We start from the raw sequence: 26,450 nt of genomic DNA on the forward strand, positions 1-26,450 counted from the left end.
GGGGGCCTGCGGATGGGTGGAGGCCTGGTCGGAAGCCGAGGCCTGCGGACGGGCGGAGGCCTCGTCGGAAGCCGAAGCCCGCGGACGGGCGGAGGCCTCGTCGGAAGCCGAAGCCCGCGCACGGGCGGAGGCCTCGTCGGAGGCCGGGGCCCGGTCCCGGGCCGGGTCGTGCTCGCGGGCGGACGGGCTGCTCATCGGTCGTCTCCTTGCGGCCCGTCGGCGGACCCGGTGGTGCCGGTCGGGCCGGTCGCGCCCGCCGGGGTCTCGGCGAGCACCCCCAGCAGGTCCTCGGCCAGCTCGGGCTTGAGCAGGCCGTGCGCGAGCGCCCGGTCGGCGGTCGTACGGGCCATCGCCAGGTACCCGGTGACGGTACCGGGCGCGTGCTTGCGCAGCTCGGCGACGTGGGCGGCGACCGTGCCGGCGTCACCGCGCGCGACGGGGCCGGTCAGGGCCGCGTCGCCGGACCGCAGGGCGTTGTCGAGGGCGGCGCCCAGGAGGGGGCCGAGCATCCGGTCGGGGGCGGCGACCCCGGCCTTGTGGAGCAGCTCCATCGACTGGGCCACCAGGGTGACCAGGTGGTTCGCCCCGAGGGCGAGGGCCGCGTGGTAGAGCGGGCGGGCCTCCTCGGCGATCCACTCGGGCTCGCCGCCCATCTCGATCACCAGGGCCTCGGCGGCGAGCCGCAGCTCCTCGGGAGCCGTCACCCCGAAGGAGCACCCGGCGAGCCGCTGCACGTCCACGGCGGTGCCGGTGAAGGTCATGGCGGGGTGCAGGGCGAGCGGCAGGGCGCCGGCCCGGCGGGCGGGGTCGAGCACCCCCGCCCCGTACCGCCCGGAGGTGTGCACGATCAGCTGTCCCGGCCGTACGGCCCCGGTGTCCGCGAGGCCCTCGACCAGGCCGGGCAGGGCGTCGTCGGGGACGGTGAGCAGCACCAGGTCGGCGAGGGCGAGGACGCGCGCGGGCTCCACGACCGGCACGTCCGGCAGGAGTTCGGCGGCGCGGCGGCGCGAGGCGTCGGAGACCGCGGAGACGGCGACGGGGCGGTGTCCCGCGAGCCGGAGGGAGGCGGCGAGGGCGGGACCCACCCGGCCTGCGCCGACGACTCCGACGGTGAGCCGGGCGGGTCGATCCTCGGCTCGGGGCTCTGGCGCTGCTGGTGCGTTCACGGTGGGGACGGCCTTCCGTTCCAGTCCTCGGCGGGTACCGGACGATTTCTGGTCATGCTACGCCAGCGGCGGGGCCCGTCCGCGGCTGTCCACAGGGTGTGGGCGGTGGTGTGATGATCGACCCATGGAACCTGTGGAAACCGCCGGCACGACGCGTCCCGGGGACATCGCGGACGAGGAGGCCGCCCGGCTGTACCGGGCGGAGGTCTGGGGCGGGGCCGCGCGGAAGCTGTGGCGCTCCCCCGCGGACGGCACGGTCGGGGAGCGGCTGCGCGAGCTGGCCGGATGGGCGGAGGACGCCGGGTACGGCGGGGCCGCGCCCGACGCGTACGGCGACGGCCCGGTGGAGGTCCTGGAGCGGCGGGTCGCCGAGGAGCTGGGCCTGCCCGCCGCCGTCTTCTTCCCGACCGGCACCATGGCCCAGCAGGTGGCGCTGCGCTGCTGGGCCGGGCGCACCGGCAGCCCCGTCGTCGCCCTCCACCCGCTCGCCCACCCGGAGGTGCACGAGGGCGGGGCGCTCGGGGCCGTCTCCGGGCTCCGCACCACGCACCCCACCGACGCGCCCCGGCTGCCGACGGCCGAGGAGGTGCGGGACCACCCGGAGCCGTTCGGGACGCTGATGCTGGAACTGCCGCTGCGGGACGCCGGCTTCGTGCTGCCCTCCTGGGAGGAGCTGACCGGGGTCGTGGAGGCGGCCCGGGAGCGGGACGCGGTCGTCCACTTCGACGGGGCGCGCCTGTGGGAGTGCCCGCCGCGCCTCGGCCGGGGGCTCGCGGAGATCGCGGGGCTCGCCGACAGCGTGTACGTGTCCTTCTACAAGTCCCTCGGCGGCCAGTCGGGGGCCGCGCTCGCCGGGCCCGAGGACGTCGTGGAGGAGGCCAGGGTCTGGCGGCACCGGTACGGAGGACAGGTCTTCCAGCAGTACCCGGCGGCGCTCTCCGCCCTCCGGGGCCTGGACGTCGAGCTGCCCCGGCTGCCCTCGTACACGGCCCACGCGCGCGTGGTGGCCGCCGCGGTCCGGGAGGCGCTCGCGGAGGCGGGCACGGGCTGGTTCCGGGTGCACCCCGAGGTCCCGCACACCCACCAGTTCCAGGTCTGGCTGCCGTACTCCCCCGAGGCCCTGACCGCCGCGGCCCTCGCCCAGACGGAGGCCACCGGCACCGTCCTCTTCCGCCGCTGGTCCGCCCCGGGCGCGGGCGGCCCGCCGGGGGTCGCCCTGACGGAGCTGACGGTGGCGGGACCGGGCCTGGAGTGGACGGCGGAGGACGTGAAGGAGGCGGTGCGGGACTTCCTGTCACGGGTGGAGGGCTGAGGGGCACGGAGGACTGACGGGCCTGGAGGACGGACGGGCCTGGAGGACTGACGGAGGCGGAAAACCGACGAACACGGAGGACCGACGGACGCGAAGGACCGACGGGCGCCCCTGACAGGCCCTACACCGCCCCGCCGCCCCCCGCCCGCACCAGGCCCGACTCGTACGCCAGCACCACGACCTGGACCCGGTCGCGCAGGCCCAGCTTGGTCAGGATGCGGCCCACGTGCGTCTTCACCGTCGCCTCGGAGAGGACGAGCCGGGCGGCGATCTCGCCGTTCGACAGACCCTGCGCGACCAGCATCATCACCTCACGCTCCCGGTCCGTCAGGCGCCCCAGTTCCTTGCGCTCGGGCTCCTTGCCCGTGGACGGCAGCATGGGCGAGAAGCGGTCGAGGAGGCGGCGGGTGGTCGAGGGCGCGACCACCGCGTCCCCGCTGTGCACCGAGCGGATCGCGCCCAGCAGCTCCGCCGGCGGCACGTCCTTCAGCATGAAGCCGCTGGCCCCCGCCTTGAGGCCGGAGAACGCGTACTCGTCGAGGTCGAAGGTGGTCAGGATCAGCACCTTCGGCGGGTCCGGCTGAGCGCAGATCCGCCGGGTCGCCTCCACCCCGTCGAGGCGCGGCATGCGCACGTCCATCAGGACGACGTCGACCGCCGTGGACCGCAGCACCTCCAGGGCCTCGGCGCCGTCGCCCGCCTCCGCCACGACCTCCATGTCCGGCTGGGCGGCGAGCACCATGCGGAAACCGGTGCGCAGCAGCACCTGGTCGTCGACGAGCATCACGCGAATGGCCATGGGGTTGTTCCTTAGGGGTCGTCAGTGGGCGGGCTTGAGGGGGAGCAGGGCGCTGATCCGGAAGCCTCCGCCCGGACGCGGGCCCGCGTCCAGGGTGCCGCCGACCATGCCGACCCGCTCCCGCATGCCGATCAGACCGTGGCCCCGCCCGTCGGCGCCCCCGTCCTCGTACATCTCCTGCGGCGCTCCCCGGCCGTCGTCCTCGACGAGCAGCCCGAGGCCGTCGTCGAAGTAGACCAGGCGGACGCTGGCGCCCGCGTCGGGCCCGCCGTGCTTGCGGGTGTTGGTGAGGGCCTCCTGCACGATCCGGTACGCGGTGAGCTCGACGCCGCTGGGCAGCGGGCGGGGGCTCCCCTCGATCGCGAAGTCGACGGTGAGGCCGGCGCCCCGGACCTGCTCGACGAGGTCCTCGATCTGGCCCACGTCGGGCTGCGGCACGTACTCCCCGGCCTCCTGGTGCTCGCCGGTGCGCAGGATGCCGAGGAGCCTGCGCATCTCGGCGAGCGCCTGCCGGCCGGTGCCGGAGATGGTCTCCAGGGCCTGCTTCGCGGTCTCCGGGGAGGAGTCCATGACGTAGGCGGCGCCGTCGGCCTGGACCACCATCACCGACACGTTGTGCGCGACGACGTCGTGCAGCTCGCGGGCGATCCTGGCCCGCTCGGCGGCGACCGCGACCTTGGCCTGGGCCTCGCGCTCCTGCTCCAGGCGGGAGGCGCGCTCCTCCAGCTGCGCGAAGTAGGCGCGGCGGGTGCGGAGGGAGTCGCCGAGGACCCAGGCGAGGGCGAACGGCACGGTCATGATGATCGTGAAGAAGATCCGGGCGGCGCCGGAGGAGGGCTCCTCCACCGGCCATCTGAGCTGGGAGAGCGTGGCGGCGCTCAGTCCGCCGGCGAGGGCGAGCCGGGACGCCCAGCGCGGTCCGTCGTGCGCCGCGACCGTGTAGACGATCACGAACATGGCGAAGTCGGCCAGGAACGGTTCCAGGCCGAGGGCGAGCTGGGCCAGGCCGAGGGCGACGGTGAGCAGCAGCATCTTCTCGGGGACCCGCCGGCGCAGCGCCAGGACCAGGGAGAAGAGCGCGGCGACGACTCCGTACGCGACGGGGTGGTCGACTCCGGGGTGGGTCGAGCCCACCCACAGCAGGGAGAACCCGAGGAGGACGAGGGCCCAGAAGCCGTCGACGCCCGTCGGGTGTCTGCGGAGGAAGTCGTAGAGGCGCTGCACGTCACCCAGCGTAGGGAAGGGGAAAGGTTCAGGGATCAACCGTGGGGTCGATCCTCGGCACGGGGACCGTACTCCCCGAGGTGGACACTATGGCCTGTGACGGATGAGACGCGGCGGTGGCGGGGGTGGCGGGAGGCCACGGAGCGGGCGCTGTACGGCCCCGGGGGCTTCTATCTGCGGCCCGAGGGCCCCGCGGGGCACTTCCGCACCTCGGTGCACGCCTCACCGCTCTTCGCGGGGGCCGTGGCCCGGCTCCTGGGCGAGGTCGCGGAGGAGCTGGGGACGGACGGGGTCGACCTCGTGGACGTGGGCGCGGGGCGCGGGGAGCTGCTGGCGGGGGTGCTCGCGGCGACCGCGGGGAGCGGTCTCGCGGTACGGGCGTACGCGGTCGAGCGCGCCGCGCGCCCGGACGGGCTCGATCCCCGGGTGGAGTGGACGGACCGGCCGCCGCGCGGGGTGCGGGGGCTGCTCTTCGCGAACGAGTGGCTGGACAACGTGCCGGTGGACGTGGCCGAGGCGGACGCGGCGGGCACGGCCCGGTACGTGGAGGTGTCCCCGGAGGGCGCGGAGCGGCTCGGCGCGCCCGTGTCCGGCGCGGACGCGGAGTGGCTGGAGCGCTGGTGGCCGCTGCGGGAGCCCGGCGCGCGGGCCGAGATCGGGCGGCCCCGCGACGAGGCCTGGGCGGCGGCGGTGTCCTGTCTGGCGGCGGGCCGGGCGGTGGCCGTGGACTACGCGCACGTACGGGGCTCCCGGCCGCCCTTCGGCTCGCTGACCGGCTTCCGCGCGGGCCGCGAGGTCCCGCCGGTGCCGGACGGCTCCCGCGACCTGACGTCCCACGTGGCGCTCGACGCGTGCGCGGCGGCCTGCGGAGGGGCGCCCTCCGGAGGGGCGGACACCGAGCTGGTCACGCAGCGGGAGGCGCTGCGGCGGCTCGGGGTGACCGGGGACCGGCCGCCCCTCGCGCTCGCCTCGGCCGACCCCGCCGGGTACGTCAGGGCCCTCTCCTCGGCCGGCGAGGCGGCCGAGCTGACCGCCCGCGGCGGCCTCGGCGACTTCCTCTGGCTGACCCGGCGGGTGCCGGCCGTCCCCTCGGCCTGACGCCCCGGCGGGTGCCGGGGACCCGCCCGGCGGGGGCCCGGCGGTCCGTCCGGCCGACTCGGCGGGCCCCGGGGCGGGCGGGGCCGCAGGGGCGGTGCCCGTACGGGAGATAATGGCCGCATGACGGAGACGACGGTCGGAATCGGCGGCGCGGCGGAGAGCACCGACATGGTGCTGAACATCGGGCCGCAGCACCCCTCGACCCACGGCGTGCTCCGGCTGCGGCTCGTCCTGGACGGCGAGGTGATCCGGTCGGCCGAGCCGGTGGTCGGCTACATGCACCGGGGGGCCGAGAAGCTCTTCGAGGCGCGGGACTACCGGCAGATCGTCATGCTGGCCAACCGCCACGACTGGCTGTCCGCCTTCTCCAGCGAGCTGGGCGTGGTGATGGCCGTCGAGCGGATGCTGGGCATGGAGGTCCCGGAGCGCGCGGTGTGGGCCCGTACGCTCCTCGCCGAGCTGAACCGGGTCCTCAACCACCTCATGTTCCTCGGCTCGTACCCGCTCGAACTCGGCGGGATCACCCCGGTCTTCCACGCCTTCCGGGAGCGCGAGGAGCTCCAGGCGGTGATGGAGGAGGCGTCCGGCGGCCGGATGCACTACATGTTCAACCGGGTCGGCGGCCTCAAGGAGGACCTGCCCGCCGGGTGGACGGGCCGGGTGCGGCAGGCCGTCGCGGACGTGCGCTCGCGGATGGACGTGTACGACCGGCTCGTCCTCGGCAACGAGATCTTCCGGGGCCGTACGCGCGGGATCGGGGTCCTGTCGCGGGAGGCGGTCCACGCGTACGGGGTGTCGGGGCCGATCGCCCGCGCCTCGGGCGTCGACTTCGACCTGCGCCGCGACGAGCCGTACCTCGCGTACGGAGAGCTGGCGGACGTCCTGCGGGTGGCGGTGCGGGAGGAAGGCGACTGCCTCGCCCGGTTCGAGTGCCTGCTCGACCAGACGCACAACTCCCTGGACCTGGCGGACGCCTGCCTGGACCGGATGGAGGAGCTGCCGCCGGGGCCGGTCAACCAGCGGCTGCCGAAGGTCCTCAAGGCGCCGGAGGGCCACACGTACGCGTGGACCGAGAACCCGCTCGGCGTGAACGGCTACTACCTGGTGTCGAAGGGCGAGAAGACCCCGTACCGGCTGAAGCTGCGCTCGGCCTCCTTCAACAACATCCAGGCCCTCGCCGAGCTGCTGCCGGGGACGCTGGTCGCCGACATGGTGGCGATCCTGGGCTCGCTCTTCTTCGTCGTGGGCGACATCGACAAGTAGGAACCGCCGCTGTCCGTGTCGACGGGCGGAACCTGCCGCTACCCGTATCGACGAGTAGAGCCCGCCGCTGTCCGTATCGACGAACAGAACCCGCCGCTGCCCGTATCGACCGGCAGGACCCGCCGCTATCCGTCCTCGCGGCGCATCACCGCGTACGCGCGCCCCGACGTGCCGGGCGTGCGCCGGTCGTACACGGTCCAGCCCCAGCCCTCGTACCGCTTGGTCAACTCCGGTACGTCGAGGGTCATCAGAAGGCGTGACCCCGGGGCCAGGTCGGCGAGGAGCGCGTCGTGGAGGGCGCGGCCGAGGCCGAGGCCCTGGTGGGCGGGGGCGACGACGAGTTCGGCGAGTTCGAAGGCGGGCTCCCGGCCGGTCAGGACGGTGTCGGTCCAGCCGGCCGTGAAGCCCAGGAGTTCGTCGTCGGGGCCGAGGGCGGCGACGGCCCGGAAGTCGGGCCGCCCGGCCGCCGAGCCGAGCAGCCGCTCCACGGTCCGTACGGCGCCGAGCGGCGGCTCGTGCCAGGGCGCGCCGCAGAAGGCCTGGGCGCACAGGGCGAGCAGTTCGTCCCGGCGGCGGGCGGCCTCACCGGCGGGGAGGGCGGCGAGGCGGTGCGTCACGAGTTCACGGCCCCGCGCAGCTCCGCCACGTCGAGCTGTTCCGTCTCGTCGTGCGCGGTCAGGTCGATGACCTGGCCGATCGCCCGCGGCGGCACGGGGATGCCGATGCCGGTGGCGGGGCCGTCGGCCGGGGTGGGGGCCGGGGCGCCGAGCGCGGCCCCGGCGGCCAGGACCTCCTCGCCCACGACGTCGGCGAGGTCGGTGTTCTGCACGGCCTCGATGGCGTCCGCCGTCTTCTGCGCGCCGAAGAAGTCGAAGCCGCCCTCGGGGCGCGGGACGGGCCTGCGGGAGGCGTACGGGACGATCACGGCGGCCACCGGCACGGGGGCGGCGGCGGGCGGGAGCCCGAGGGCGGCCGGCCGGGTGTGCTGCTCGGTCCCGGCGGCCGCCGCGTGCTTCCCCTGCGGCTCCTCCGTCTCCCGGGCGCGCTCGGCGAGGTCGCGGGCGCGGGCGGCCTCGGCGGTGCGGCGGGCCTGCTGGGCGGCGGCGTTGCGCGGGAGGTCGCGCAGGGCCAGGGCGGCGCGGCGGAAGGCCTCCGGGGTGAGGACGGAGCCGCCGGCCGGAAGGGCCTTGGCGTCGCCGTGGCCCGCGTTCTCCAGGGCGAGGACGCGGCGGCCCTCCAGGGCGCTGGCGCGCTCGGTCTCGGCGGTGGCGTAGCGGCGGAGCAGGTCGGCGTGCTCGCCGCGCAGCCCGGCGAGCTCCACGCGCTTGGCGCGGAGCTTGGCGTCGAGCCGGGCGCGCAGGGCGCGGGACTCGTCGAGGTCGGACTCCAGTTCGGCGACCCGCTCCTCGGACTTCCACTGGTCGGCGGCGCGCGCCCGCTCGGTCTCGGCGACCCGCAGCCCGGCGCTCCGGTCCCAACTGCGCATGAGGACGGCGCCGGTGACGGCCGCGGCCGCCGCGGCGGCGGTCAGCAGCCGCACGACCACCAGGTCTGCGGGCAGCCAGGCGGCCGCGGCGCACACGACCGCGGCGCCGGCGACCGCGGAGGGCGGCAGCAGCTTGTGCAGAGGCGGGGAATGGCGGTGGCGTCCACGTGGCATGGCCTGAAATTTACCGTGCGTAGGCGCCATGTGGGGGGTCGGCCCGGCAATCTCTTGGCCACTTCTCGCCACCGGAAGTGGATATCAACCGTTCCGGTTCCGTTTCGGGCCGACTCCCCCCGTCCCGCGCCTACTTCTTGAGCAGCCCCTTCGTCGTCAGATACTCCTTGGCGACGTCCTCCGGCTTCGCCCGCTCGGCATCCACCTTGCGGTTGAGTTCGGCGAGATCCGCTGTGGTCAGCACCTTGGTGATCCTGTCGAGGGCGGCGGCTATCTCGGGAGAACCGGCGTCCTTGGCGTTGACCACGGGCAGCACGTTGTCGGCGTTCTGCAGCTTCTTGTCGTCGGCGAGGAAGACGAGGCCGTAGTTCTCGATCGTGGCGTCCGTGGTGGTGGTCAGGACGAGCTGGTCCACCCCGTCCTTGACGGCCTGCTTGGCCTGCGGGGTACCGACGCCCTTCGGGTCGATCCCGGCCACGTCGATCCCGTACGTCTTCTTCAGACCGGGGGCGCAGAAGGGGCGCACGGCGCATTCGTCACCGGCGGCGATCTTCACCTTGATCTTGGACGCGCCGAGATCGGAAAGCGTCTTCAGCTTGTTCTTCTCGGCGAATTCCTTCGACACCGCGAAGGCGTTCTGGTCGACCGCCTCTCCGACCGCGAGCACCTTCAGACCGCGCGGCTCGGCGAGCTTCCGCAGCGCCTCGACCGTGGCCGCCGCGTCACCGGAGGCGACCGGCTTCTCCTCGGGCGCCTTCGGCCCGTTCGCCTTCGCGTTGAGGAATTCCGCGATCGTCGCCGCGTATTCCGGGACGACGTCGATCTCGCCGCTCTCCAGGGAGGGCTCGTACAGCTCGCGATTCTTCACCGTCGTGATGGAGACGGAGTATCCGGCGTCCTTCAGCGACTGCGCGTACAGCTCGGCGAGGACCTTGGCCTCGGTGAAGGCGGCCGCGCCGACCACCAGCGAGCCCTTCGACCCGCCGGAGCTCCCGGAGCCCTTCCTGCCGTCCTCCAGGCTGTCACCGCCGCACGCCCCGAGGGTGGCGGTCAGCGCCGCCGCACCCAGCAACGCGCCCGCGATACGCGAGACCCTGTTCACGAGATCACCCATCCAAGTCAGCTTCGTCGAGTCGTTCGGTCGTTCGTCCCGCGCGCGTGCCCCGGCCCCGACAGGAGCCGGTCCGCGCCGACGAGCACGCCCTCCACCAGGAGGGCGAGCAGGGCCACGAGCACGGCGCCCGCGACCACCTGCCCCGTGTCGTACGTGGCGAACCCGGCCGTGATGATCCGGCCGAGGCCGCCCTGGCCCACCATCGCCGCGACCGTGGCCGTGGCGACCACCTGCACCGCGGCCGAGCGGATACCGGTCGTCACCACCGGCCGGGCGAGCGGCAGTTCGACCCGGAGGAAGACCTGCCCGCCCGTCATCCCCATGCCCCGCGCGGCCCGCACCGCGGCCCGGTCCACCTCCCGCACCCCCACGTAGGCGTTGGTGAGGAGCGGGGGCACCGCGAACAGCACCAGGGCCACCACGGTCGGCACGTATCCGGCGTTCCGCAGCGGCGACACCATGAACAGGGCGAGGACCGCGAAGACGGGGACCGCCCGCCCCACGTTCGACACGTTCACCGCGAGCGCGCCGCCCCGGCCCAGGTGGCCCAGCCACAGGCCGAGCGGCAGCGCGAGCGCCGAGGCGACCAGGAGCGCGAGCCCGCTCACGTACACGTGCTCGGCGAGCCGCTGCCCGATGCCGCCGTCGCCCGTCCAGTGCGCGCCGGTGGTGAGCCAGCCCCAGGCGTCCGTCACGACCCCCACCTCACCCACCTCCCGGCGCGGTCCGTATGCGGGCCCAGGGCGTGAGGAGCCGCTGGAGGCCCAGGAGCAGCAGGTCGGCGACGACGGCGAGCAGCACGCAAAGGACCGAGGCGGCGAGCACCTGCGCCTTGAAGAAGGTCGGCAGCGCGTCCTCGATGAGGTTGCCGAGGCCGCCGCGCCCGACGACCGAACCGATCGTCGTCAGCGCGATCGTGGACACCGTCGCCATCCGCACGCCGGCCATCAGGACCGGCAGCGCGAGCGGCAGTTCGACCGACCACAGCATCCGCAGCGAGCCGTACCCCATGCCCCGGGCCGCCTCCCGCGTCTCGGCCGGAACGGCGGCGAGGCCCGCCAGCGCGTTCCGCACGAGGATCGTCAGGGCGTACAGCACGAGGCCGGTCACCACGAGCGCCGCCGAGAGCCCGAAGAACGGAAGGAGCAGCGAGAACATCGCCAGCGACGGGACCGTGTAGAGCAGGGTGGTCAGTCCGAGCACCGGCCCGGCGAACCGGGGCCTGGCCCGCACGAGCAGCGCCAGCGGCACCGCGACGACGAGCGCGATCAGCACCGAGGCGGCCGTGATTCCCACATGCTGGAGCAGCGCGTCGGTCAGCTCCCCGCTGCGCGTGCGGAGGTACTCCCCGCAGATCCAGTCGTTCGTGACCAGACAGTTCGGCGCGCTCATCGTCCCTCCCCCCGGGCTCTCCACCCACCCGAACGCATGTGTGGACGACCCTAACCCCCGCCACCGACAATCCCCGAGAGTCGCCACAATGCGGCAACACGCCCTTCACACACCCCCGCCGCCCAGGGGCCAGAATGGGGAACCATGATCCGGTTCGAGCACGTGACCAAGCGGTACGACGACGGCACCACCGCCGTGGACGACCTCTCCTTCGAGGTCGCCGAGGGCGAACTCGTCACCCTGGTCGGCCCGTCCGGCTGCGGCAAGACGACCACGATGATGATGGTCAACCGGCTCGTCGAGCCGACCTCCGGGCGCGTCCTCGTCGACGGCAAGGACGTCGCGGACGTCGACCCGGTCGCCCTGCGCCGCAAGATCGGCTACGTCATCCAGCAGGTCGGCCTCTTCCCCCACCGCACCGTCCTCGACAACACCGCGACCGTCCCGTCCCTCCTGGGGTGGAAGAAATCGGCGGCACGCGCGCGTGCCGCCGAACTCCTCGACCTCGTCGGCCTCGACCCCGCCACCTACGGCCCCCGCTACCCCGCCCAGCTCTCCGGCGGCCAGCGCCAGCGCGTCGGCGTCGCCCGCGCCCTCGCCGCCGACCCGCCCGTCCTCCTCATGGACGAGCCCTTCGGCGCCGTCGACCCCGTCGTCCGCGAACGCCTCCAGAACGAGTTCCTCGCCCTCCAGGCCACCGTCCGCAAGACCGTCCTCCTCGTCACCCACGACATCGAGGAGGCCGTCCGCATGGGCGACCGCATGGCCGTCTACGGACAGGGCCGCATCGAGCAGTTCGACACCCCCGCCACCGTCCTCGCCGCCCCCGCCACCCCGTACGTCGCCGACTTCGTCGGCAGCGACCGCGGCCTCAAGCGGCTCGCCGTCACCCCCGTCACGGAGGCCGACCTCGACCCCGTGCCGGCCGGGGGCCCCGGGAGCGCGGACGGCACCCCCGTACCCCTCGGCACCTCCCTCAAGGAGGCGCTCGCCGTGCTCCTCCAGCACGACACCGGCCGCCTCACCGTCACCGGCGCCGACGGCGAACCCCTCGGCGTCCTCACCCCGGCCGGCGTCCACCGCGCCCTGCGCCGGGCCACGGCCGCGTGACGGCCGCGCCCCCCGGGCTCACCTCGCGCTGAGCTTCCCGCCCATCCACACGAGCCCCGACGGGATCTCCCGGTTCCACGTGTTGAAGTTGTGGCCGCCGCTCTCCAGCGTGATCGACGAGACCTCCGCCGGGCTCTTCACCTTCCGCACGAACTCCCGCGTCCCCTTGAGGTTGTCCTCGCCCTTCAGCGACGTCGTCACCAGGAACGACGACCTCCCCTGCGGCAAGTGGTCCAGGCTCCACAGCAGGTCCGCCCGCTTGCGCAGCCGGTCGTCACCCCGGAAGAGGTCACCGGTCGTCACGTCCTCCGCCGCCCGGTAGTACGCCGAGAAGCCCGCCCCCGCCGCGAACCGGTCCGGATGGTGCAGCGCGATCTTCAGCGCGCAGTACGCCCCCGTCGAGTTCCCCATGAAGCCCCAGTTCCGCGGCTCCTTCCCCACCCGGTACGCCTCCGAGACCGCCTTCGGCAGGTCCCGCGCGAAGAAGGTCTCCGTCTGCGGGCCCCCCGGCACGTCCACGCACTCGGTGTCCCTGGGCGGCGCCACCGTCGGACGCAGCATCACCAGGACCATCGGCTGCATCCGGCCCCGCTTCGCCTGCTCGTACGCCGTCCTCGGGTACTTCAGGCCCTTGATCAGGTTCTCCGCCGTCCCCGGATACCCCGTGAGCACCACCGACGCCGGGAACGTCCGCCCCGCGTGCTCCTTCTGGAAGTACTCCGGCGGCAGGTACACGTAGGCCGGCGAGACGATCCCCGACCGCTCCCCCGCCACCACGACCTTCTGGATCTGCCCGCCGACCTCCGGACGCCCGCCGCCCGGCACGTCCACCGCCTGCTCCCCCACCACCCGCAGGTCCTTCGAACCCGACCCGTGGTCGACGACCACGCCCATGTCCTGCTCCTGCCCGAACAGGTCCGCCCACGAGCCGTAGAAGAGGAACGACCGGTTCGCCGCCAGGCCCACCGCGGCGAACAGCGTCACCTGCGTCACGAGCAGCAGACCCACCCGCCCCACGACCGACCGCCACCCGCCGCGCGCGAGCCGCGGCCACAACAGGACCGTGGCCAGGAACAGCACCACGGCCGCCACGACCGCCAGCACGAGGACCTTGGTACTGGTGAGACCCATGAGTCGACCGAGCCTTCTTTCCGAGAATTTCCTGTGAACCGATGAACCCGGCCCCGTACGGCGCCGTCCTAGAAGGCGCACCAGCCGGAACGGCCCGCCGAACGCGCCGCAGGGCCCGACCGGAGTCAAAGACCCTGCGCAGGACCACGGGAAGTACGGGAAGCCATGTCTGTCACGGTAGATGGGGACAAAAAGGGATTGGTTCCGGTTCGAGTACGCCGGATTCTCCGCGGCCCCGCGCCCGAGAAGGTGCCCTCCCTCGTCGGCACCGCCTGCACCCTCGTCGGACTCCTCGACATCGCCGCCGGAGTCTTCCCCCGCTTCCGCGCCAGCCGCGTCCACGCCGTCGCCGAAGTCCTCCCCGGCACCCTCGGCCCCCTCTCCGCCGCCCTCTCCCTGAGCGCCGGCGTCCTCCTGCTGCTCCTCGCCCACGGCCTCAAGCGCCACAAGCGCCGCGCCTGGCGCGCCGCCGTCGTCCTCCTCCCCCTCGGCGCCACCGCCCAGTTCGTCTGGCGCCACTCCGTCCTCGGCGCCCTCCTCTCCCTCGCCCTCCTCGCCCTCCTGGTCCGCCACCGCGGCCAGTTCGCCGCCCTCCCCGACCCCCGCAGCCGCTGGCGCGCCCTCGCCAACTTCGTCGTCATGGGCGCCGGCTCCATCGCCCTCGGCCTCGTCATCGTCAGCGCCCACCCGCGCCGCGTCATCGGCAGCCCCAGCCTCACCGACCGCCTCGAACACGTCCTGTACGGACTCCTCGGCTTCGAAGGCCCCGTCGGCTACACCAACGGCGTCGACTGGACCGTCGGCTACTCCCTCGGCGCCCTCGGCATGCTCACCGCCCTCACCACCGTCTACCTGGCCTTCCGCCCCGAACACCCCGCCGCCCGCCTCACCGACGACGACGAGACCCGGCTGCGCGCCCTCCTCGACCGGCACGGCGGCCGCGACTCCCTCGGCCACTTCGCCCTCCGCCGCGACAAGGGCGTCATCTTCTCCCCCAGCGGCAAGGCCGCCGTCTGCTACCGCGTCGTCTCCGGCGTCATGCTCGCCAGCGGCGACCCCATCGGCGACGTCGAGGCCTGGCCCGGCGCCATCGAACGCTTCATGGACGAGGCCAAGATCCACTCCTGGACCCCCGCTGTCATGGGCTGCTCCGAGACCGGCGGCCAGGTCTGGACCCGCGAGACCGGCCTCGACGCCCTCGAACTCGGCGACGAGGCGGTCGTCGACGTCGCGGATTTCTCCCTCTCCGGCCGGGCCATGCGCAACGTCCGCCAGATGGTCACGCGCATCGAGCGCAACGGCTACACCACCCGCGTCCGCCGCGTCCGTGACCTCGACGACGCCGAACTCGAACGCGTCCGCCGCGCCGCCGCCGACTGGCGCGGCACCGACACCGAACGCGGCTTCTCCATGGCCCTCGGCCGCATCGGCGCCCCCGGCGACGGCGACGCCGTGATAGCGACCGCCCACAAGACCGACGACACCGGCACCGGGGACTCCCCCTACGGCGACCTCAAGGCGATCATCCACTTCGTCCCCTGGGGCCGCGACGGCATGTCCCTCGAACTCATGCGCCGCGACCGCTCCGCCGACCCCGGCATGAACGAGCTCCTCATCGTCGCCGCCCTCCAGGCCTCCCCCGCCCTCGGCATCGCCCGCGTCTCCCTCAACTTCGCCATGTTCCGCGCCGCCCTCGCCCGCGGCGAGAAGATCGGCGCCGGACCCGTCCTCCGCCTCTGGCGCGGACTCCTCGTCTTCCTCTCCCGTTGGTTCCAGATCGAGTCCCTCTACAAGTTCAACGCCAAGTTCCGGCCCCGCTGGGAACCCCGCTTCGTCGTCTACCGCACCAGCCGCGACCTCCCCCGCATCGGCTTCGCCGCCATGCAGGCCGAAGGCTTCGTGAACCTCTCCCTCCCCCGCCCCTTCACCCGCCGCCGACCCGCACCGGCCCCCCGCCCCTGCGCCCACATCACCCCGGCCCGCCCCGCCGAGCACGGGGCCCGCGCCGCCTGAGACCCCCCGCACCCCACCCGGGCCCCCGGAGGGCGTCCCGTCGGTCGGGCCGGGCCCACGGCGTCCGGCCCGATCGACGGGACACCCCCTACGCTGGTCCCATGAGTACGACGATCGACCGGGGCACGGCCCGGGGCCTGCCGGAGTGGGACCGCTGCGCGGTCATGGGCGTGGTCAACGTGACCCCCGACTCCTTCTCCGACGGCGGCCGCTGGTTCGACACCACGGCCGCCGTCAAACACGGCCTCCACCTCGTCGCCCAGGGCGCCGACCTCGTCGACGTCGGCGGCGAGTCCACCCGCCCCGGAGCCCCCCGCGTCGACGAGGAGGAAGAACTCCGCCGCGTCGTTCCCGTCGTCCGCGGCCTCGCCGCCGAAGGCGTCACCGTCTCCGTCGACACCATGCGCGCCACCGTCGCCGCCCGCGCCGTCGAAGCCGGCGCCGTCCTCGTCAACGACGTCAGCGGCGGCCTCGCCGACCCCGGCATGGTCCCCGCCGTCGCCGCCGCCGAAGTCCCCTTCGTCGTCATGCACTGGCGCGGCTTCAGCGACACCATGAACAGCCTCGCCGTGTACGACGACGTCGTCGCCGAGGTCCTCACCGAACTCCGCACCCGCCTGGAGGCCGTCGTCGACGGCGGCGTCGACCTCGACCGCGTCGTCATCGACCCCGGCCTCGGCTTCGCCAAGCTCGCCCCCCACGACCTGGCCCTCGTCGCCCGCCTCCCCGAACTCCACGCCCTCGGCCGCCCCCTCCTCGTGGCCGCCTCCCGCAAACGCTTCCTCGGCCACGTCCTCGCCCACGAGGGCGCCGCCCCGCCCCCCGCCCGCGAGCGCGACGCCGCCACCGCCGCCGTCTCCGCCCTCGCCGCCCACGCGGGCGCGTGGGCCGTCCGCGTCCACGAGGTCCGCGCCACCGCCGACGCCGTCAGGGTCGCCCGCGCGGTCGAAGGAGCCAGGTGACCCCCGCCACCGACGAAGCCGCCGTCGAAGCCGCCAACACCGCCTTCTACGAGGCGATGGAGACCGGCGACTTCGAAACCGTCTCCGGCCTCTGGCTCGACGACGACACCGCACCCGTCACCTGCGTCCACCCCGGCTGGCCCGCCCTCACCGGCCGCGGCGAGGTCCTCCGCTCGTACGCCCTGATCATGGCGAACACCGACTACATCCAGTTCTTCCTCACCGACCTCAGGATCTCCCTGGCCGGCGACACCGCCCTCGTCACCTGCACCGAGAACATCCTCAGCGGCGGCCCCGCCGAGGACGGCGCCGAACTCGGACCCCTCGTCGGACAGCTCGTCGTCGCCACCAACGTCTTCCGCCGCACCCCCGACGGCTGGCGCATCTGGTCCCACCACGCCTCCCCCGTCCTCGCGGAGACCGACGGCACCGACCCCGCCGAACCCACCCTGGACGACGCCCCCGACGACCCCGAAGCACCCGCCTGACCTGCGGCTCCGCCCACCCCCGGCCCCCCGCGGGCACGCCCTGTCGGTCCTCGCGGGTAGATTCGACGACGGACACCCGGCCGTCCGCACCCGGCTGCGTGGCCACCCGAACTACGACAGCAGGAGTGATTCGCGTGGATCGTGTCGCGCTGCGCGGCCTCAAGGCCCGGGGCCACCACGGCGTCTTCCCCAAGGAGCGCGAGGAGGGCCAGACCTTCATCGTGGACCTGACCCTCGGCCTGGACACCCGTCCCGCCGCCGCCGGGGACGACCTCACGAAGACCGTCCACTACGGGATCGTCGCCGAGGAGGTCGTCGACGTCGTCCAGGGCGAGCCCGTCGACCTCATCGAAACCCTCGCCGAACGCATCGCCCAGAAGTGCCTGAGCCACGCCGGGGTACAGGAGGTGGAGGTCGTCGTCCACAAGCCGGACGCGCCCATCACCGTGCCCTTCGACGACGTCACCGTCACGATCACCCGGAGCCGACGATGAAAGCGACGCACAGCGACCCCACCGTCCAGCCCGTACCCGCCTCCGTCGTCGAGACCGTCGACGCCGCCGACACCACCCTCTCCAACCCCCGCTGGGCCGTCCTCGCCCTCGGCGCCAACCTCGGCAACCGCCTGGAGACCCTCCAGGGCGCCGTCGACGCCCTCGCCGACACCCCCGGCCTCCGGGTCAAGGCCGTCTCCCCCGTCTACGAGACCGAGCCCTGGGGCGTCGACCCCGGCAGCCAGCCCTCGTACTTCAACGCCGTCGCCCTCGTGAAGACGACCCTGCCGCCCTCCTCCCTCCTGGAGCGCGCCCACGCCGTCGAGGAGGCCTTCCACCGCGTCCGCGAGGAGCGCTGGGGCCCCCGCACCATCGACGTCGACATCGTCGCGTACGCGGACGTCGTCTCCGACGACCCCGTCCTCACCCTGCCCCACCCCCGCGCCCACCAGCGCGCCTTCGTCCTCGCCCCCTGGCACGACGTGGACCCCGAGGCCCAGCTCCCCGGCCACGGACCGGTCGCCGGCCTCCTCTCCTCCGTCGGCGACGAGGGCGTCACCCTCCGTGCCGACCTGGAACTCCGTCTGCCCGAGTAGTCGTTAGGCTCGTGGCAGACCGCCCGCGACCACACGAAGGACACCCGGTGAAACAACTGCGGCTGAAGGTGCTCGCCGGACTGTTCCTGACGGCCGGGATCCTCTCCTGGGGCGGCGCCCGGCTCTGGGACGCCGTCGGCACCCTCCCGAGCGTGCCGGTCGCCGCGCCGATCGTCCTCGCCGTGATCGCCGTCGTCCTCACCGCGACCGCCCTCTCCCTCCGCGCCCGCCTCAGGGCCCAGCGGGAGCGCCGCCCCGGCGCCAAGGGCGTCGAGCCCCTGATGGCGGCCCGCGCGGTGGTCTTCGGCCAGGCCAGCGCCCTGGTCGCCGCCCTCGTCGCCGGCATGTACGGCGGCACGGGCGTCTTCCTCCTCGGCTCCCTCGACGTCCCGGCCCGCCGCGACCAGGCCCTCTACGCGGCCCTCGCGGTCCTGGCGGGCCTGGCCGTCGTCGCGGCCGCCTTCTTCCTGGAACGCGTCTGCAGGCTGCCGGAGGACGACGAGGACCGGCCGTCGGCCGCCTGATCCCTACCAGGGCTCTCGCACGAGGTGCCCGTTCAGGAGGAAGGTGGGGTACGGGGCGAGGCGGTAGCCGTAGAACGTGAAGGGCTTGGTGCCGAGAGCGGGGCGCGGGCGGACCTCGTGGACCCTGATCCAGGAGGACTCCTGAAGTTGCAAGGAGTGTTCCTCGGGCTGGTAGGTGCCACGACTGGGCCAGCGGTCGGCAATGTACAACCGCGATACCCGACCCGGTACGCCCTCGGGTGTAAAACGCGCTCCGATGATCGGTGCCCATTCGCTCAGGAATGGAACATTGGCGCTTGCCACCACCCGACCCTCGTAGTTACCCCACGTGACTCGACAGCCATCCCCGTCCACGTAACCGTCCATGAAGCCTGCGAACGTCTCCGTGTCTTGCAGGACCACACGGGGGAAGCGCTGGCGCATGTGGTGGGCATCGCCGCCCACGTACTGACGCACCAGGTCGGACAGGTATGAAGAGACCACACGGACTCGGAAACCCGCCACATCTCGTTTGAGGTACCCGGACGGCCGGCTGACCATCTCCAACCGCGCGGAAAGCCCGGTGCAGGCTGTCAAAGCAGCCGCGTACCGAGAAGCGAAACCCTCGTCATTGACGATCAGGGACACATAGTTCTTGTGGACGGTCCCGTCCGCGCAGGTGGCCCCGACGAAGTACCCGAACTCGTACCCCGGCTTGATCGTCAGCCGCTCCCGGCACAGCTTCCGCGCATGTGTCCAGGCGACCGTCTTCCCCACCGCGTCAGCCGCGTGCACCCAGCCCTCCGGCGTCGCCAGCAGCAGGTCCGGGCTGGCCGTGAAGGTCATGTGGTCCGTGACCACGTCGACGGCGGTGCGCGCCTTCGCCGCCATCACGTCCACGACCGTGGTTCGTACCGTCCGGTCGCCGTCCAGCGTCCACATCATGCTTCCCGGGGCCACATCCTTCGCTGGAACACAACCGTCCACCAGGTTCACCAGCATCTTGCTGGTCGGCCCGTACCCCATACCGATCCCCCTTGATCAGCGAGCAATTCCACTGATCGAGGACGGTATGGAGCAGGGCGGACCGTCCGCTACTAGCGAGCCAATATCAAGGACATGGCCTCGGCACGCGTAGTAGCGTTGCGAAGTTGTCCCCGTACCGCCGAGGTCGTCGTCTTCGCGCCCGGCTTGCGGATGCCACGCACCGACATGCACATGTGCTCGGCCTCGATGACGACGATCGCGCCGCGCGCTTCGAGGATGTCCATCAGGGAGTCGGCGATCTGCGTCGTCAGGCGCTCCTGCACCTGGGGACGGCGGGCGAAGACGTCGACGAGGCGCGCCAGCTTGGACAGACCCGTGATCTTGCCCGATTCCGCCGGAATATAACCAATGTGCGCTACGCCATGAAATGGGAGCAAATGATGTTCACATTGGGAAGTCAGTTCGATGTCCTTCACCAGGACCATCTCGTCGTGCCCCAGATCGAACGTCGTCGTCAGCACGTCCTCGGGCTTCTGCCACAGTCCCGCGAAAAGCTCCTTGTACGCCCGCGCCACCCGCGCCGGCGTCTCCCGCAGGCCCTCGCGGTCCGGGTCCTCGCCGACCGCGATGAGGAGCTCTCGTACGGCGTTCTCGGCGCGCTTCTCGTCGAAGTCGCCGATCCTGCCCTCGCCGTCCAGGGTCACCGGGTCGGTCATCTTTGCCTCGTTCCGTATGCCTGTGTGCGCGAATGGCCGCGCCCCCACAGGCTAAAACCTGTGGGGGCGCGGGATCCATTCCGGGTCCGCCGGGGTCAGTCCTCCGGGGACGGGGGGTCCACCGGGGCGATGTCGATGCCCTTGGTGGTGTCCACCGGGGTGGACGATCCGTTCGCGCTGTTCGTCAGGGCCAGCTCCTTGGGGGAGAGGACCGGCGGGCGCGTGGAGGGGGTGCGGCGGGAGGAGCCGGTCCACGCCGGGCGGGCCGGTCGCTTCACGATCGGCGCGAAGATCTCGGCGATCTGCTCCTTGTTGAGGGTCTCCTTCTCCAGGAGGGCGAGGACCAGGTTGTCGAGGACGTCGCGGTTCTCGACGAGGATCTCCCAGGCCTCGTTGTGGGCGGTCTCGATGAGCTTCTTGACCTCTTCGTCGACCAGCGCCGCGACCTCTTCCGAGTAGTCGCGCTGGTGCGCCATCTCGCGCCCGAGGAAGGGCTCGGTGTTGTCGCCGCCGAACTTGATCGCGCCGAGGCGCTCGGTCATGCCGTACTGGGTGACCATCGCGCGGGCCGTGGCGGTGGCCTTCTCGATGTCGTTCGCGGCGCCGGTGGTCGGGTCGTGGAAGACCAGTTCCTCGGCGGCGCGTCCGCCCAGCATGTAGGCGAGCTGGTCGAGCATCTCGTTGCGGGTGGTCGAGTACTTGTCCTCGTCCGGCAGGACCATCGTGTAGCCCAGGGCGCGGCCGCGGGACAGGATGGTGATCTTGTGGACGGGGTCGGAGTTCGGCGAGGCCGCCGCGACCAGGGCGTGGCCGCCCTCGTGGTACGCGGTGATCTTCTTCTCCTTGTCCGACATGATCCGGGTCCGCTTCTGCGGGCCCGCGACCACGCGGTCGATCGCCTCGTCCAGCGCCTTGTTGTCGATCAGCTTCTGGTCGCTGCGGGCGGTGAGGAGCGCCGCCTCGTTGAGGACGTTGGAGAGGTCCGCGCCGGTGAAGCCGGGGGTGCGTCGGGCGACGGCGCCGAGGTCGACGTCCGGGGCGACCGGCTTGCCCTTCTGGTGGACCTTGAGGATCTCCAGGCGGCCCTGCATGTCCGGGCGGTCGACGGCGATCTGCCGGTCGAAGCGGCCGGGGCGCAGCAGCGCCGGGTCGAGGATGTCGGGGCGGTTCGTGGCGGCGATCAGGATGACGCCGCCCTTGACGTCGAAGCCGTCCATCTCGACGAGGAGCTGGTTGAGGGTCTGCTCGCGCTCGTCGTGGCCGCCGCCGAGGCCGGCGCCGCGGTGGCGTCCGACGGCGTCGATCTCGTCGACGAAGACGATGGCCGGTGCGTTGGCCTTGGCCTGCTCGAAGAGGTCGCGGACCCGGGAGGCGCCGACGCCGACGAACATCTCGACGAAGTCGGAGCCGGAGATCGAGTAGAACGGGACCCCGGCCTCGCCGGCGACGGCGCGCGCGAGGAGCGTCTTGCCGGTTCCGGGCGGACCGTAGAGCAGGACGCCCTTGGGGATCTTGGCGCCGACGGCCTGGAACTTGGCGGGCTCCTGGAGGAATTCCTTGATCTCGTGGAGTTCCTCGACGGCCTCGTCCGAGCCGGCGACGTCGGCGAAGGTGGTCTTCGGCGTGTCCTTGGTGATGAGCTTCGCCTTGGACTTGCCGAACTGCATGACGCGGGAGCCGCCGCCCTGCATCTGGTTCATCAGGAAGAGGAAGACGACCACGATGAGGACGAAGGGGAGGAGGGAGAGCAGGATCGAGACGAAGGGCGACTGCTTCGTCGGGGAGACGGTGTAGCCCTTCTCGATCTGCCCGGCCTCGAACTTGTCCTGGAGCTTGTCGGCGAGGGCGGCGCCCTGGCTGCCGATGTAGCTGGCCTGGATCTTGTCGCTCTTGTTGATCTTCTGGCCGTCGACGAGGTCGATCTTGATGAGCTGCTCGTCGCCGGTGGTGAGCTTTGCCTGCTTGACCTGGTTCTTGTCGATCGCCTGGACGACCTGGCCGGTGTCCACCGTCTTGTAGCCCTCGGACGAGCCGACGACCTGCATCAGCACGACCACGGCGAGGACGGCCAGCACGATCCACATGACCGGCCCACGGAAGTATCGCTTCACGTCCATCCATACGGAGCGACAGCGCTCCGTCCCTCCTGCCCGTAGGAAAATGCTGCTGTGAGTACTGCTGTGTGAAAAAGCTGTTCTTCGGACGGTACCTCAGCATCGTCGCCCGCGACCGCCTTCCCGTGGTTCAACGGAGGGAAGGCGGTGCGGGTTCCCCGTACGGCCGTGGTTTCAGCCGCCGTAGACGTGCGGGGCGAGCGTGCCGACGAAGGGGAGGTTCCGGTACTTCTCCGCGTAGTCGAGGCCGTAGCCGACGACGAACTCGTTGGGGATGTCGAAGCCGATCCACTTGACGTCGATGGCGACCTTGGCGGCCTCGGGCTTGCGCAGGAGGGTGCACACCTCCAGGGAGGCGGGCTCGCGCGAGCCGAGGTTGGACAGGAGCCAGGACAGGGTCAGACCGGAGTCGATGATGTCCTCGACGATCAGGACGTGCTTGCCCTTGATGTCGGTGTCGAGGTCCTTGAGGATGCGGACGACGCCGGAGGACTGGGTGCCGGCTCCGTAGGAGGAGACGGCCATCCAGTCCATGGTGACGGGGGTGGACAGGGCGCGAGCCAGATCCGCCATCACCATCACCGCGCCCTTGAGGACGCCGACGATGAGCAGGTCCTTGCCCGCGTATTCCGTGTCGATCTTCGCGGCCAGCTCTGCCAGCTTGGCGTCGATCTCTTCCTTGGTGATGAGCACCGACTGGAGGTCGGTGCCCATGTCCTTCTCGTTCACCCGGGTCACTTTCGTTGCAGCGTGCGTCAGCCTTGCCGGATGACCAGTCTGCCACCCTGGCGGCGGGCTTCGACGCGGCCGGGCAGGTTGATGGCTCCCTGGCCGCGCCAGCCGGTGACGAGGCGGTCGACTTCCTCGATGTGGCGGGCGAAGAGGGATCCGGCGGGTGCGCCCTCGGCGATGACGGCGCGGCGCAGGACGCGGCGGCGCACGGCGGGGGGCAGTCCGAAGAGTTTGGCGCATTCCAGGGCGCCGGCCTCGTCGCGCACGGCGGTCTCGGCGTCGGCGGCCCAGGTGTCGAGGGCGTCGGCGTCGTCGCGGGAGAGCTGTGCCGTGCGGGCGAGGGCTTCGACGACGCCTTTGCCGAGGGCCTTCTCCAGGGCGGGGAGGCCTTCGTGGCGGAGTCGGGAGCGGGTGTAGGCGGGGTCGGTGTTGTGGGGGTCGTCCCAGACGGCGAGTTCCTGTGCGACGCAGGCCTTGCGGACGGTCTGGCGGTCGAGCTGGAGGAAGGGGCGCCGGTAGCGGCGGGTGGCGCCGGAGACGGCGGCCATGCCGGAGAGGGAGCGGATTCCGGAGCCGCGGGCCAGGCCGAGGAGGACGGTCTCGGCCTGGTCGTCGCGCGTGTGGCCGAGGAGGACCGCGGCGGCGCCGTGGCGCTCGGCGGCGGCGTCGAGGGCGGCGTAGCGGGCGTCGCGGGCGGCGGCCTCGGGTCCTCCTTCGCGGCCGACGGTGACGGCGACGGCCTCGGAGGGGGTGAGGCCGAGCGCGGTCATGCGTTCGGCGACCTCGGCGGCCCGGGTGTCGGAGCCGTCCTGGAGGCCGTGGTCGACGGTGATGCCGCCGGCGCGCACGGGGAGTTTGCGGGCCTCGAAGGCGAGGGCGGAGGCGAGCGCCATGGAGTCGGCGCCTCCGGAGCAGGCGACGAGCACGAGGGGGGTGGTGTGCGCGTCGGCCGTGGTGGGGGGAGGGGTGTTCCGGTGCTCTGCCCGGTGTTCTGTGAGGACGTCGTGGAGTACGCGGCGGACCGCCAGGCGTATCGCCGCGACCGCAGGATGGGGACCCATGTCCGGTGCCCTTCGTGATGGGGTGGGGTGCCTCGGTCGGAGTCTTAACGGTCGGAATGGGGGGTTCGGTCACTCAGAGTGCGTCGATGGTGACAGAAACCCGGCCGTTACCCGAGCATTGCACGCCTCACCCCGTGCTCAGGGTCCCTCGGACGGGTGATTGGCGGGGTGTCCGCCGGTGTTCCCGCGCCGTCCGCCCCACCCGTCTCACGAGTCTGCCCTACGGTGCACCCTCGCGATCCAGTCGGCGGGGGCGGCGATCTCGCTCTTGGTGGGGAGCGTGTTGGGGGAGGTCCAGACGCGGTTGAAGCCGTCCATGCCGACCTGGTCGACGACGGCGCGGACGAAGCGTTCGCCGTCGCGGTACTGGCGGAGCTTGGCGTCGAGGCCGAGGAGCTTGCGGAGGGCGAGGTCGAGGCGGGAGGCGCCGCGGGCGCGGCGGGCCTGGAACTTCTCGCGGATCTCGGCGACGGAGGGGACGACCTGGGGGCCGACGCCGTCCATGACGTAGTCGGCGTGTCCTTCGAGGAGGGACATGACGGCGGTGAGGCGGCCGAGGATCTCGCGCTGTTCGGGGGACTGGACGAGTTCGACGAGGGAGGGGGCGGGTTCGCCCTCCTCTCCTTCGGGGCGTCCGCCGACGAGGGTCTGGGCGGCTTCGCGGAGGCGTTCGACGAAGGTGCCGGGGTCGACGTCGGTGGCGGCGAGGAACGACTGGATTTCGCCCTGGAGGTGGTCGCGGAGCCAGGGGACGGCGGTGAACTGGGTGCGGTGGGTCTCCTCGTGGAGGCAGACCCAGAGCCGGAAGTCGTGCGGGGAGACTTCGAGTTCGCGCTCGACGTGGACGATGTTGGGGGCGACGAGGAGGAGGCGCCCGCCGCCGTTCGCCCCGGCGGGGAGGTCGCGGCCGGCGGGGGCGAAGGTCTCGTACTGGCCGAGGATGCGGGAGGCGAGGAAGGACAGGAGCATGCCGAGCTCGACGCCGGTGACCTTGCCGCCGACGGCGCCGAGGACGGCGCTGCCGGGGACGGCGGAGCGGCGTTCCTGCATCTTGCCGAGGAGGGGCGTGAGGAGTTCGCGGAAGCCGGCGACGTTGGCCTTGATCCAGCCGGCGCGGTCGACGACGAGGACGGGGGTGTCGGGGGGCTCGTGGCCCTCGGGGATCATCCGGGTGTAGGCGCGGACGTGTTCTTCCGAGGCCTTGGCGTGCCTGCGGAGTTCGGCGACGACCTCGCGGGCCTCGTCGCGGCTGACTTCGGGTCCGGGCCGCACGAGGCGGGTCGCGGTCGCGACCGCGAGGTTCCAGTCGACCATCCCGGCTGTGCCTGCTCCACCGATGCTCGTCATGTGTCAACCGTACGGTCTCGGGGCCCGTTCGGTGTGTGTTCGGTACGGACCTCGTCACGGGCGGTCCTGTCCGGCGAGGGCGGCGGAGAGGCGGTCGAGGGCGGGCTGGGCCTGGTACGGGGAGGGGGTGCGGCCGGCGAGGAAGGCGAAGGCGAGGAGGCGTCCGTCGGGGGTGACGACGGTGCCGGCGAGGGTGTTGACGCCGGTGAGGGTGCCGGTCTTGGCGCGGACGAGTCCGGCTCCGGCGGGGGCGGTGTCGAAGCGGTCGGCGAGGGTGCCGGTGAAGCCGCCGACGGGGAGGCCGGTGAGCAGGGGGCGCAGGGCGGGGCGGGCGGGGTCGGCCGCCCGGGTGAGGAGGCCGGTGAGGAGGGCGGCGGAGACGCGGTCGTTCCGGTCGAGGCCGCTGCCGTCGGCGAAGCGGGTTCCGGCGACGGGGAGGCCGAGGGCGGCGAGTTCGGCCCGGACGGCCTTTCCGGCGCCGTCGAAGCTCGCGGGGAGCTTGCGGGCGAGGGCGGTCTGCCGGGCGAGGGCTTCGGCGAGGTCGTTGTCGCTGTGGGTGAGGGTGCGTTCGACGAGGTCGGCGAGGGGGGCGGAGTGGGTGCGGGCGAGGGGCGCGGCCCCGGGGGTGCGGCCGGGGGCGGGGGCGCCGGTGACCGTGACGCCGGCGCGGGTGAGGAGGGCGGCGAAGGCGGTGGCGGTGTCGCGGGCGGGGTCGGTGCTGCGGGGCGCGGGGCCGCTGTGGCCGGTGCCGAGGCGTCCGGCGCGGGTCATGAGGGCGGTGACGGGGGCGATGTTCTCGTTGGGGCCGATGGGGTGGACGCCGGGGCCGGTGTAGAGGCTCGTGTCGTAGGCGAGGCGCACGGAGGTGCGGCCGCGGGCCTTGAGGGCGCGGGCGGTGTCGGCGGCGAGGGCCCCGAGGCGGTTGTCGTCGAGGGTGGGGTCGCCGCCGCCGGTGAGGGTGACGGTCTTCCCGTCGGGGGCGGCGGTCGTGGTGGTGGCGATGCGGTGGTCGGGGCCGAGGGCGGAGAGGGCGGCCGCGGCGGTGGCGATCTTGACGGTGGAGGCGGGGGTCATGGGGGTGGCGGCGCCCTCGCCGTAGAGCTGCTTCCCGGTGGCGGTGTCGACGACGGAGGCGGTGCGGAGGGGGCCGAGGCCGGGGTCGGCGAGG

At 72.9% G+C, this 26,450-nt stretch carries 26 protein-coding genes; 10 read left to right on the top strand and 16 right to left on the bottom strand.

Annotated features, from left to right (window positions below; translation table 11 throughout):
• Positions 1-191: 191 nt before the first annotated feature.
• A complete protein-coding gene (locus ACWGSR_RS31580) occupies positions 192-1,166 on the bottom strand; it encodes a Rossmann-like and DUF2520 domain-containing protein (protein ID WP_376233719.1) in 975 nt (324 codons plus the stop codon).
• Positions 1,167-1,290: 124 nt separating this feature from the next.
• Between ACWGSR_RS31580 and ACWGSR_RS31585 the strand changes: the two genes are divergently transcribed.
• A complete protein-coding gene (locus tag ACWGSR_RS31585; protein ID WP_453571625.1) occupies positions 1,291-2,478 on the top strand; it encodes a threonine aldolase family protein in 1,188 nt (395 codons plus the stop codon).
• Positions 2,479-2,599: 121 nt separating this feature from the next.
• On the opposite strand, the gene ACWGSR_RS31590 is transcribed toward ACWGSR_RS31585, so the two are convergent.
• Together ACWGSR_RS31590 and ACWGSR_RS31595 are read right to left on the bottom strand one after the other, a co-directional pair.
• Positions 2,600-3,277 carry a response regulator gene (locus ACWGSR_RS31590; RefSeq protein WP_432085111.1) on the bottom strand — a complete coding sequence of 226 codons (678 nt, stop codon included), beginning with the start codon at positions 3,275-3,277 and terminating at the stop codon, positions 2,600-2,602.
• 21 nt (positions 3,278-3,298) lie between these two features.
• On the bottom strand, positions 3,299-4,501 hold the full coding sequence (locus tag ACWGSR_RS31595; RefSeq protein WP_376233712.1) for a sensor histidine kinase: 1,203 nt from the start codon (positions 4,499-4,501) through the stop codon (positions 3,299-3,301).
• 96 nt (positions 4,502-4,597) lie between these two features.
• Between ACWGSR_RS31595 and ACWGSR_RS31600 the strand changes: the two genes are divergently transcribed.
• Complete coding sequence (locus ACWGSR_RS31600; protein WP_453571630.1) at positions 4,598-5,599, top strand: SAM-dependent methyltransferase; 1,002 nt, start codon at positions 4,598-4,600, stop codon at positions 5,597-5,599.
• Positions 5,600-5,719: 120 nt separating this feature from the next.
• On the top strand, positions 5,720-6,862 hold the full coding sequence (locus tag ACWGSR_RS31605) for an NADH-quinone oxidoreductase subunit D (protein WP_376233708.1): 1,143 nt from the start codon (positions 5,720-5,722) through the stop codon (positions 6,860-6,862).
• A 125-nt stretch (positions 6,863-6,987) separates the two neighbouring features.
• Here the strand turns inward: ACWGSR_RS31605 and ACWGSR_RS31610 are convergent, their stop codons facing one another.
• The 5 genes from ACWGSR_RS31610 to ACWGSR_RS31630 form a co-directional block, all read right to left on the bottom strand.
• Positions 6,988-7,479 carry a GNAT family N-acetyltransferase gene (locus ACWGSR_RS31610; protein ID WP_376233705.1) on the bottom strand — a complete coding sequence of 164 codons (492 nt, stop codon included), beginning with the start codon at positions 7,477-7,479 and terminating at the stop codon, positions 6,988-6,990.
• On the bottom strand, positions 7,476-8,522 hold the full coding sequence (locus tag ACWGSR_RS31615) for a hypothetical protein (protein WP_453571633.1): 1,047 nt from the start codon (positions 8,520-8,522) through the stop codon (positions 7,476-7,478). Before ACWGSR_RS31615 ends, ACWGSR_RS31610 begins: the two co-directional genes overlap by 4 nt.
• Positions 8,523-8,652: 130 nt before the next feature.
• Positions 8,653-9,636, bottom strand: a complete 984-nt coding sequence (locus ACWGSR_RS31620; RefSeq protein ID WP_453571636.1) for an ABC transporter substrate-binding protein — start codon at positions 9,634-9,636, stop codon at positions 8,653-8,655.
• Between the two features lie 5 nt (positions 9,637-9,641).
• Complete coding sequence (locus tag ACWGSR_RS31625; protein ID WP_453571639.1) at positions 9,642-10,340, bottom strand: ABC transporter permease; 699 nt, start codon at positions 10,338-10,340, stop codon at positions 9,642-9,644.
• Between the two features lies 1 nt (position 10,341).
• Complete coding sequence (locus ACWGSR_RS31630; protein WP_453571642.1) at positions 10,342-11,028, bottom strand: ABC transporter permease; 687 nt, start codon at positions 11,026-11,028, stop codon at positions 10,342-10,344.
• A gap of 144 nt (positions 11,029-11,172) precedes the next feature.
• On the opposite strand from ACWGSR_RS31630, the gene ACWGSR_RS31635 reads away from it, so the two are divergent.
• Entirely contained in the window at positions 11,173-12,138 is a 966-nt protein-coding gene (locus ACWGSR_RS31635; protein ID WP_376233693.1) for an ABC transporter ATP-binding protein, read from the top strand.
• A gap of 18 nt (positions 12,139-12,156) precedes the next feature.
• On the opposite strand, the gene ACWGSR_RS31640 is transcribed toward ACWGSR_RS31635, so the two are convergent.
• Entirely contained in the window at positions 12,157-13,269 is a 1,113-nt protein-coding gene (locus tag ACWGSR_RS31640) for an alpha/beta hydrolase (RefSeq protein WP_453571645.1), read from the bottom strand.
• 165 nt (positions 13,270-13,434) lie between these two features.
• Here ACWGSR_RS31640 and ACWGSR_RS31645 point away from each other — a divergent pair, with 165 nt between their 5' ends.
• The 6 genes from ACWGSR_RS31645 (at position 13,435) to ACWGSR_RS31670 (ending at position 18,346) form a co-directional block, all read left to right on the top strand.
• On the top strand, positions 13,435-15,282 hold the full coding sequence (locus tag ACWGSR_RS31645) for a phosphatidylglycerol lysyltransferase domain-containing protein (protein ID WP_453571648.1): 1,848 nt from the start codon (positions 13,435-13,437) through the stop codon (positions 15,280-15,282).
• Between the two features lie 101 nt (positions 15,283-15,383).
• Entirely contained in the window at positions 15,384-16,244 is an 861-nt protein-coding gene (gene folP, locus ACWGSR_RS31650) for a dihydropteroate synthase (RefSeq protein WP_453571651.1), read from the top strand.
• Between the two features lie 56 nt (positions 16,245-16,300).
• Positions 16,301-16,732 carry a nuclear transport factor 2 family protein gene (locus ACWGSR_RS31655; RefSeq protein ID WP_376233744.1) on the top strand — a complete coding sequence of 144 codons (432 nt, stop codon included), beginning with the start codon at positions 16,301-16,303 and terminating at the stop codon, positions 16,730-16,732.
• A 134-nt stretch (positions 16,733-16,866) separates the two neighbouring features.
• Positions 16,867-17,226: a dihydroneopterin aldolase gene (gene folB, locus ACWGSR_RS31660; protein WP_356539075.1), complete on the top strand. Its 360-nt coding sequence runs from the start codon at positions 16,867-16,869 to the stop codon at positions 17,224-17,226.
• Positions 17,223-17,822 (top strand): 2-amino-4-hydroxy-6-hydroxymethyldihydropteridine diphosphokinase, encoded by a 600-nt coding sequence (gene folK, locus ACWGSR_RS31665; RefSeq protein ID WP_121832392.1) that lies wholly within the window; start codon positions 17,223-17,225, stop codon positions 17,820-17,822. The genes folB and folK overlap by 4 nt, the downstream gene beginning before the upstream one ends.
• A gap of 47 nt (positions 17,823-17,869) precedes the next feature.
• The gene (locus ACWGSR_RS31670) at positions 17,870-18,346 is read left to right on the top strand and encodes a DUF3180 domain-containing protein (RefSeq protein WP_453571656.1); all 477 of its coding nucleotides are present in this window, start codon (positions 17,870-17,872) and stop codon (positions 18,344-18,346) included.
• A 3-nt stretch (positions 18,347-18,349) separates the two neighbouring features.
• Here ACWGSR_RS31670 and ACWGSR_RS31675 read toward each other — a convergent pair whose 3' ends face one another.
• The 7 genes from ACWGSR_RS31675 to dacB form a co-directional block, all read right to left on the bottom strand.
• Complete coding sequence (locus tag ACWGSR_RS31675) at positions 18,350-19,351, bottom strand: hypothetical protein (RefSeq protein ID WP_453571659.1); 1,002 nt, start codon at positions 19,349-19,351, stop codon at positions 18,350-18,352.
• A gap of 71 nt (positions 19,352-19,422) precedes the next feature.
• Positions 19,423-20,028, bottom strand: a complete 606-nt coding sequence (gene folE / locus ACWGSR_RS31680) for a GTP cyclohydrolase I FolE (RefSeq protein ID WP_351971769.1) — start codon at positions 20,026-20,028, stop codon at positions 19,423-19,425.
• Between the two features lie 95 nt (positions 20,029-20,123).
• Entirely contained in the window at positions 20,124-22,145 is a 2,022-nt protein-coding gene (ftsH, locus tag ACWGSR_RS31685) for an ATP-dependent zinc metalloprotease FtsH (RefSeq protein WP_376233681.1), read from the bottom strand.
• A gap of 171 nt (positions 22,146-22,316) precedes the next feature.
• Positions 22,317-22,856: a hypoxanthine phosphoribosyltransferase gene (gene hpt, locus ACWGSR_RS31690; protein WP_121832400.1), complete on the bottom strand. Its 540-nt coding sequence runs from the start codon at positions 22,854-22,856 to the stop codon at positions 22,317-22,319.
• Positions 22,857-22,897: 41 nt separating this feature from the next.
• The gene (gene tilS, locus ACWGSR_RS31695; RefSeq protein ID WP_376233678.1) at positions 22,898-23,935 is read right to left on the bottom strand and encodes a tRNA lysidine(34) synthetase TilS; all 1,038 of its coding nucleotides are present in this window, start codon (positions 23,933-23,935) and stop codon (positions 22,898-22,900) included.
• Between the two features lie 207 nt (positions 23,936-24,142).
• On the bottom strand, positions 24,143-25,282 hold the full coding sequence (locus ACWGSR_RS31700; RefSeq protein ID WP_376233675.1) for a zinc-dependent metalloprotease: 1,140 nt from the start codon (positions 25,280-25,282) through the stop codon (positions 24,143-24,145).
• A gap of 54 nt (positions 25,283-25,336) precedes the next feature.
• The coding region (gene dacB / locus ACWGSR_RS31705; protein ID WP_453571664.1) for a D-alanyl-D-alanine carboxypeptidase/D-alanyl-D-alanine endopeptidase at positions 25,337-26,450 on the bottom strand (1,114 nt) is incomplete at its 5' end.

This window comes from Streptomyces sp. NPDC055632 (assembly GCF_053618675.1).

What these genes read in the sequence shown, in the direction of transcription:
- ACWGSR_RS31585 (WP_453571625.1), top strand. Translation starts at nt 1,291, where the DNA reads ATGGAACCTGTGGAAACCGCCGGCACGACGCGTCCCGGGGACATCGCG.
- ACWGSR_RS31590 (WP_432085111.1), bottom strand. Translation starts at nt 3,277, where the DNA reads ATGGCCATTCGCGTGATGCTCGTCGACGACCAGGTGCTGCTGCGCACC.
- ACWGSR_RS31605 (WP_376233708.1), top strand. Translation starts at nt 5,720, where the DNA reads ATGACGGAGACGACGGTCGGAATCGGCGGCGCGGCGGAGAGCACCGAC.
- ACWGSR_RS31615 (WP_453571633.1), bottom strand. Translation starts at nt 8,522, where the DNA reads ATGCCACGTGGACGCCACCGCCATTCCCCGCCTCTGCACAAGCTGCTG.
- ACWGSR_RS31620 (WP_453571636.1), bottom strand. Translation starts at nt 9,636, where the DNA reads ATGGGTGATCTCGTGAACAGGGTCTCGCGTATCGCGGGCGCGTTGCTG.
- ACWGSR_RS31630 (WP_453571642.1), bottom strand. Translation starts at nt 11,028, where the DNA reads ATGAGCGCGCCGAACTGTCTGGTCACGAACGACTGGATCTGCGGGGAG.
- ACWGSR_RS31635 (WP_376233693.1), top strand. Translation starts at nt 11,173, where the DNA reads ATGATCCGGTTCGAGCACGTGACCAAGCGGTACGACGACGGCACCACC.
- ACWGSR_RS31640 (WP_453571645.1), bottom strand. Translation starts at nt 13,269, where the DNA reads ATGGGTCTCACCAGTACCAAGGTCCTCGTGCTGGCGGTCGTGGCGGCC.
- ACWGSR_RS31645 (WP_453571648.1), top strand. Translation starts at nt 13,435, where the DNA reads ATGTCTGTCACGGTAGATGGGGACAAAAAGGGATTGGTTCCGGTTCGA.
- folP (WP_453571651.1), top strand. Translation starts at nt 15,384, where the DNA reads ATGAGTACGACGATCGACCGGGGCACGGCCCGGGGCCTGCCGGAGTGG.
- ACWGSR_RS31655 (WP_376233744.1), top strand. Translation starts at nt 16,301, where the DNA reads ATGGAGACCGGCGACTTCGAAACCGTCTCCGGCCTCTGGCTCGACGAC.
- folK (WP_121832392.1), top strand. Translation starts at nt 17,223, where the DNA reads ATGAAAGCGACGCACAGCGACCCCACCGTCCAGCCCGTACCCGCCTCC.
- ACWGSR_RS31675 (WP_453571659.1), bottom strand. Translation starts at nt 19,351, where the DNA reads ATGGGGTACGGGCCGACCAGCAAGATGCTGGTGAACCTGGTGGACGGT.
- folE (WP_351971769.1), bottom strand. Translation starts at nt 20,028, where the DNA reads ATGACCGACCCGGTGACCCTGGACGGCGAGGGCAGGATCGGCGACTTC.
- ftsH (WP_376233681.1), bottom strand. Translation starts at nt 22,145, where the DNA reads ATGGACGTGAAGCGATACTTCCGTGGGCCGGTCATGTGGATCGTGCTG.
- hpt (WP_121832400.1), bottom strand. Translation starts at nt 22,856, where the DNA reads ATGGGCACCGACCTCCAGTCGGTGCTCATCACCAAGGAAGAGATCGAC.
- tilS (WP_376233678.1), bottom strand. Translation starts at nt 23,935, where the DNA reads ATGGGTCCCCATCCTGCGGTCGCGGCGATACGCCTGGCGGTCCGCCGC.
- ACWGSR_RS31700 (WP_376233675.1), bottom strand. Translation starts at nt 25,282, where the DNA reads ATGACGAGCATCGGTGGAGCAGGCACAGCCGGGATGGTCGACTGGAAC.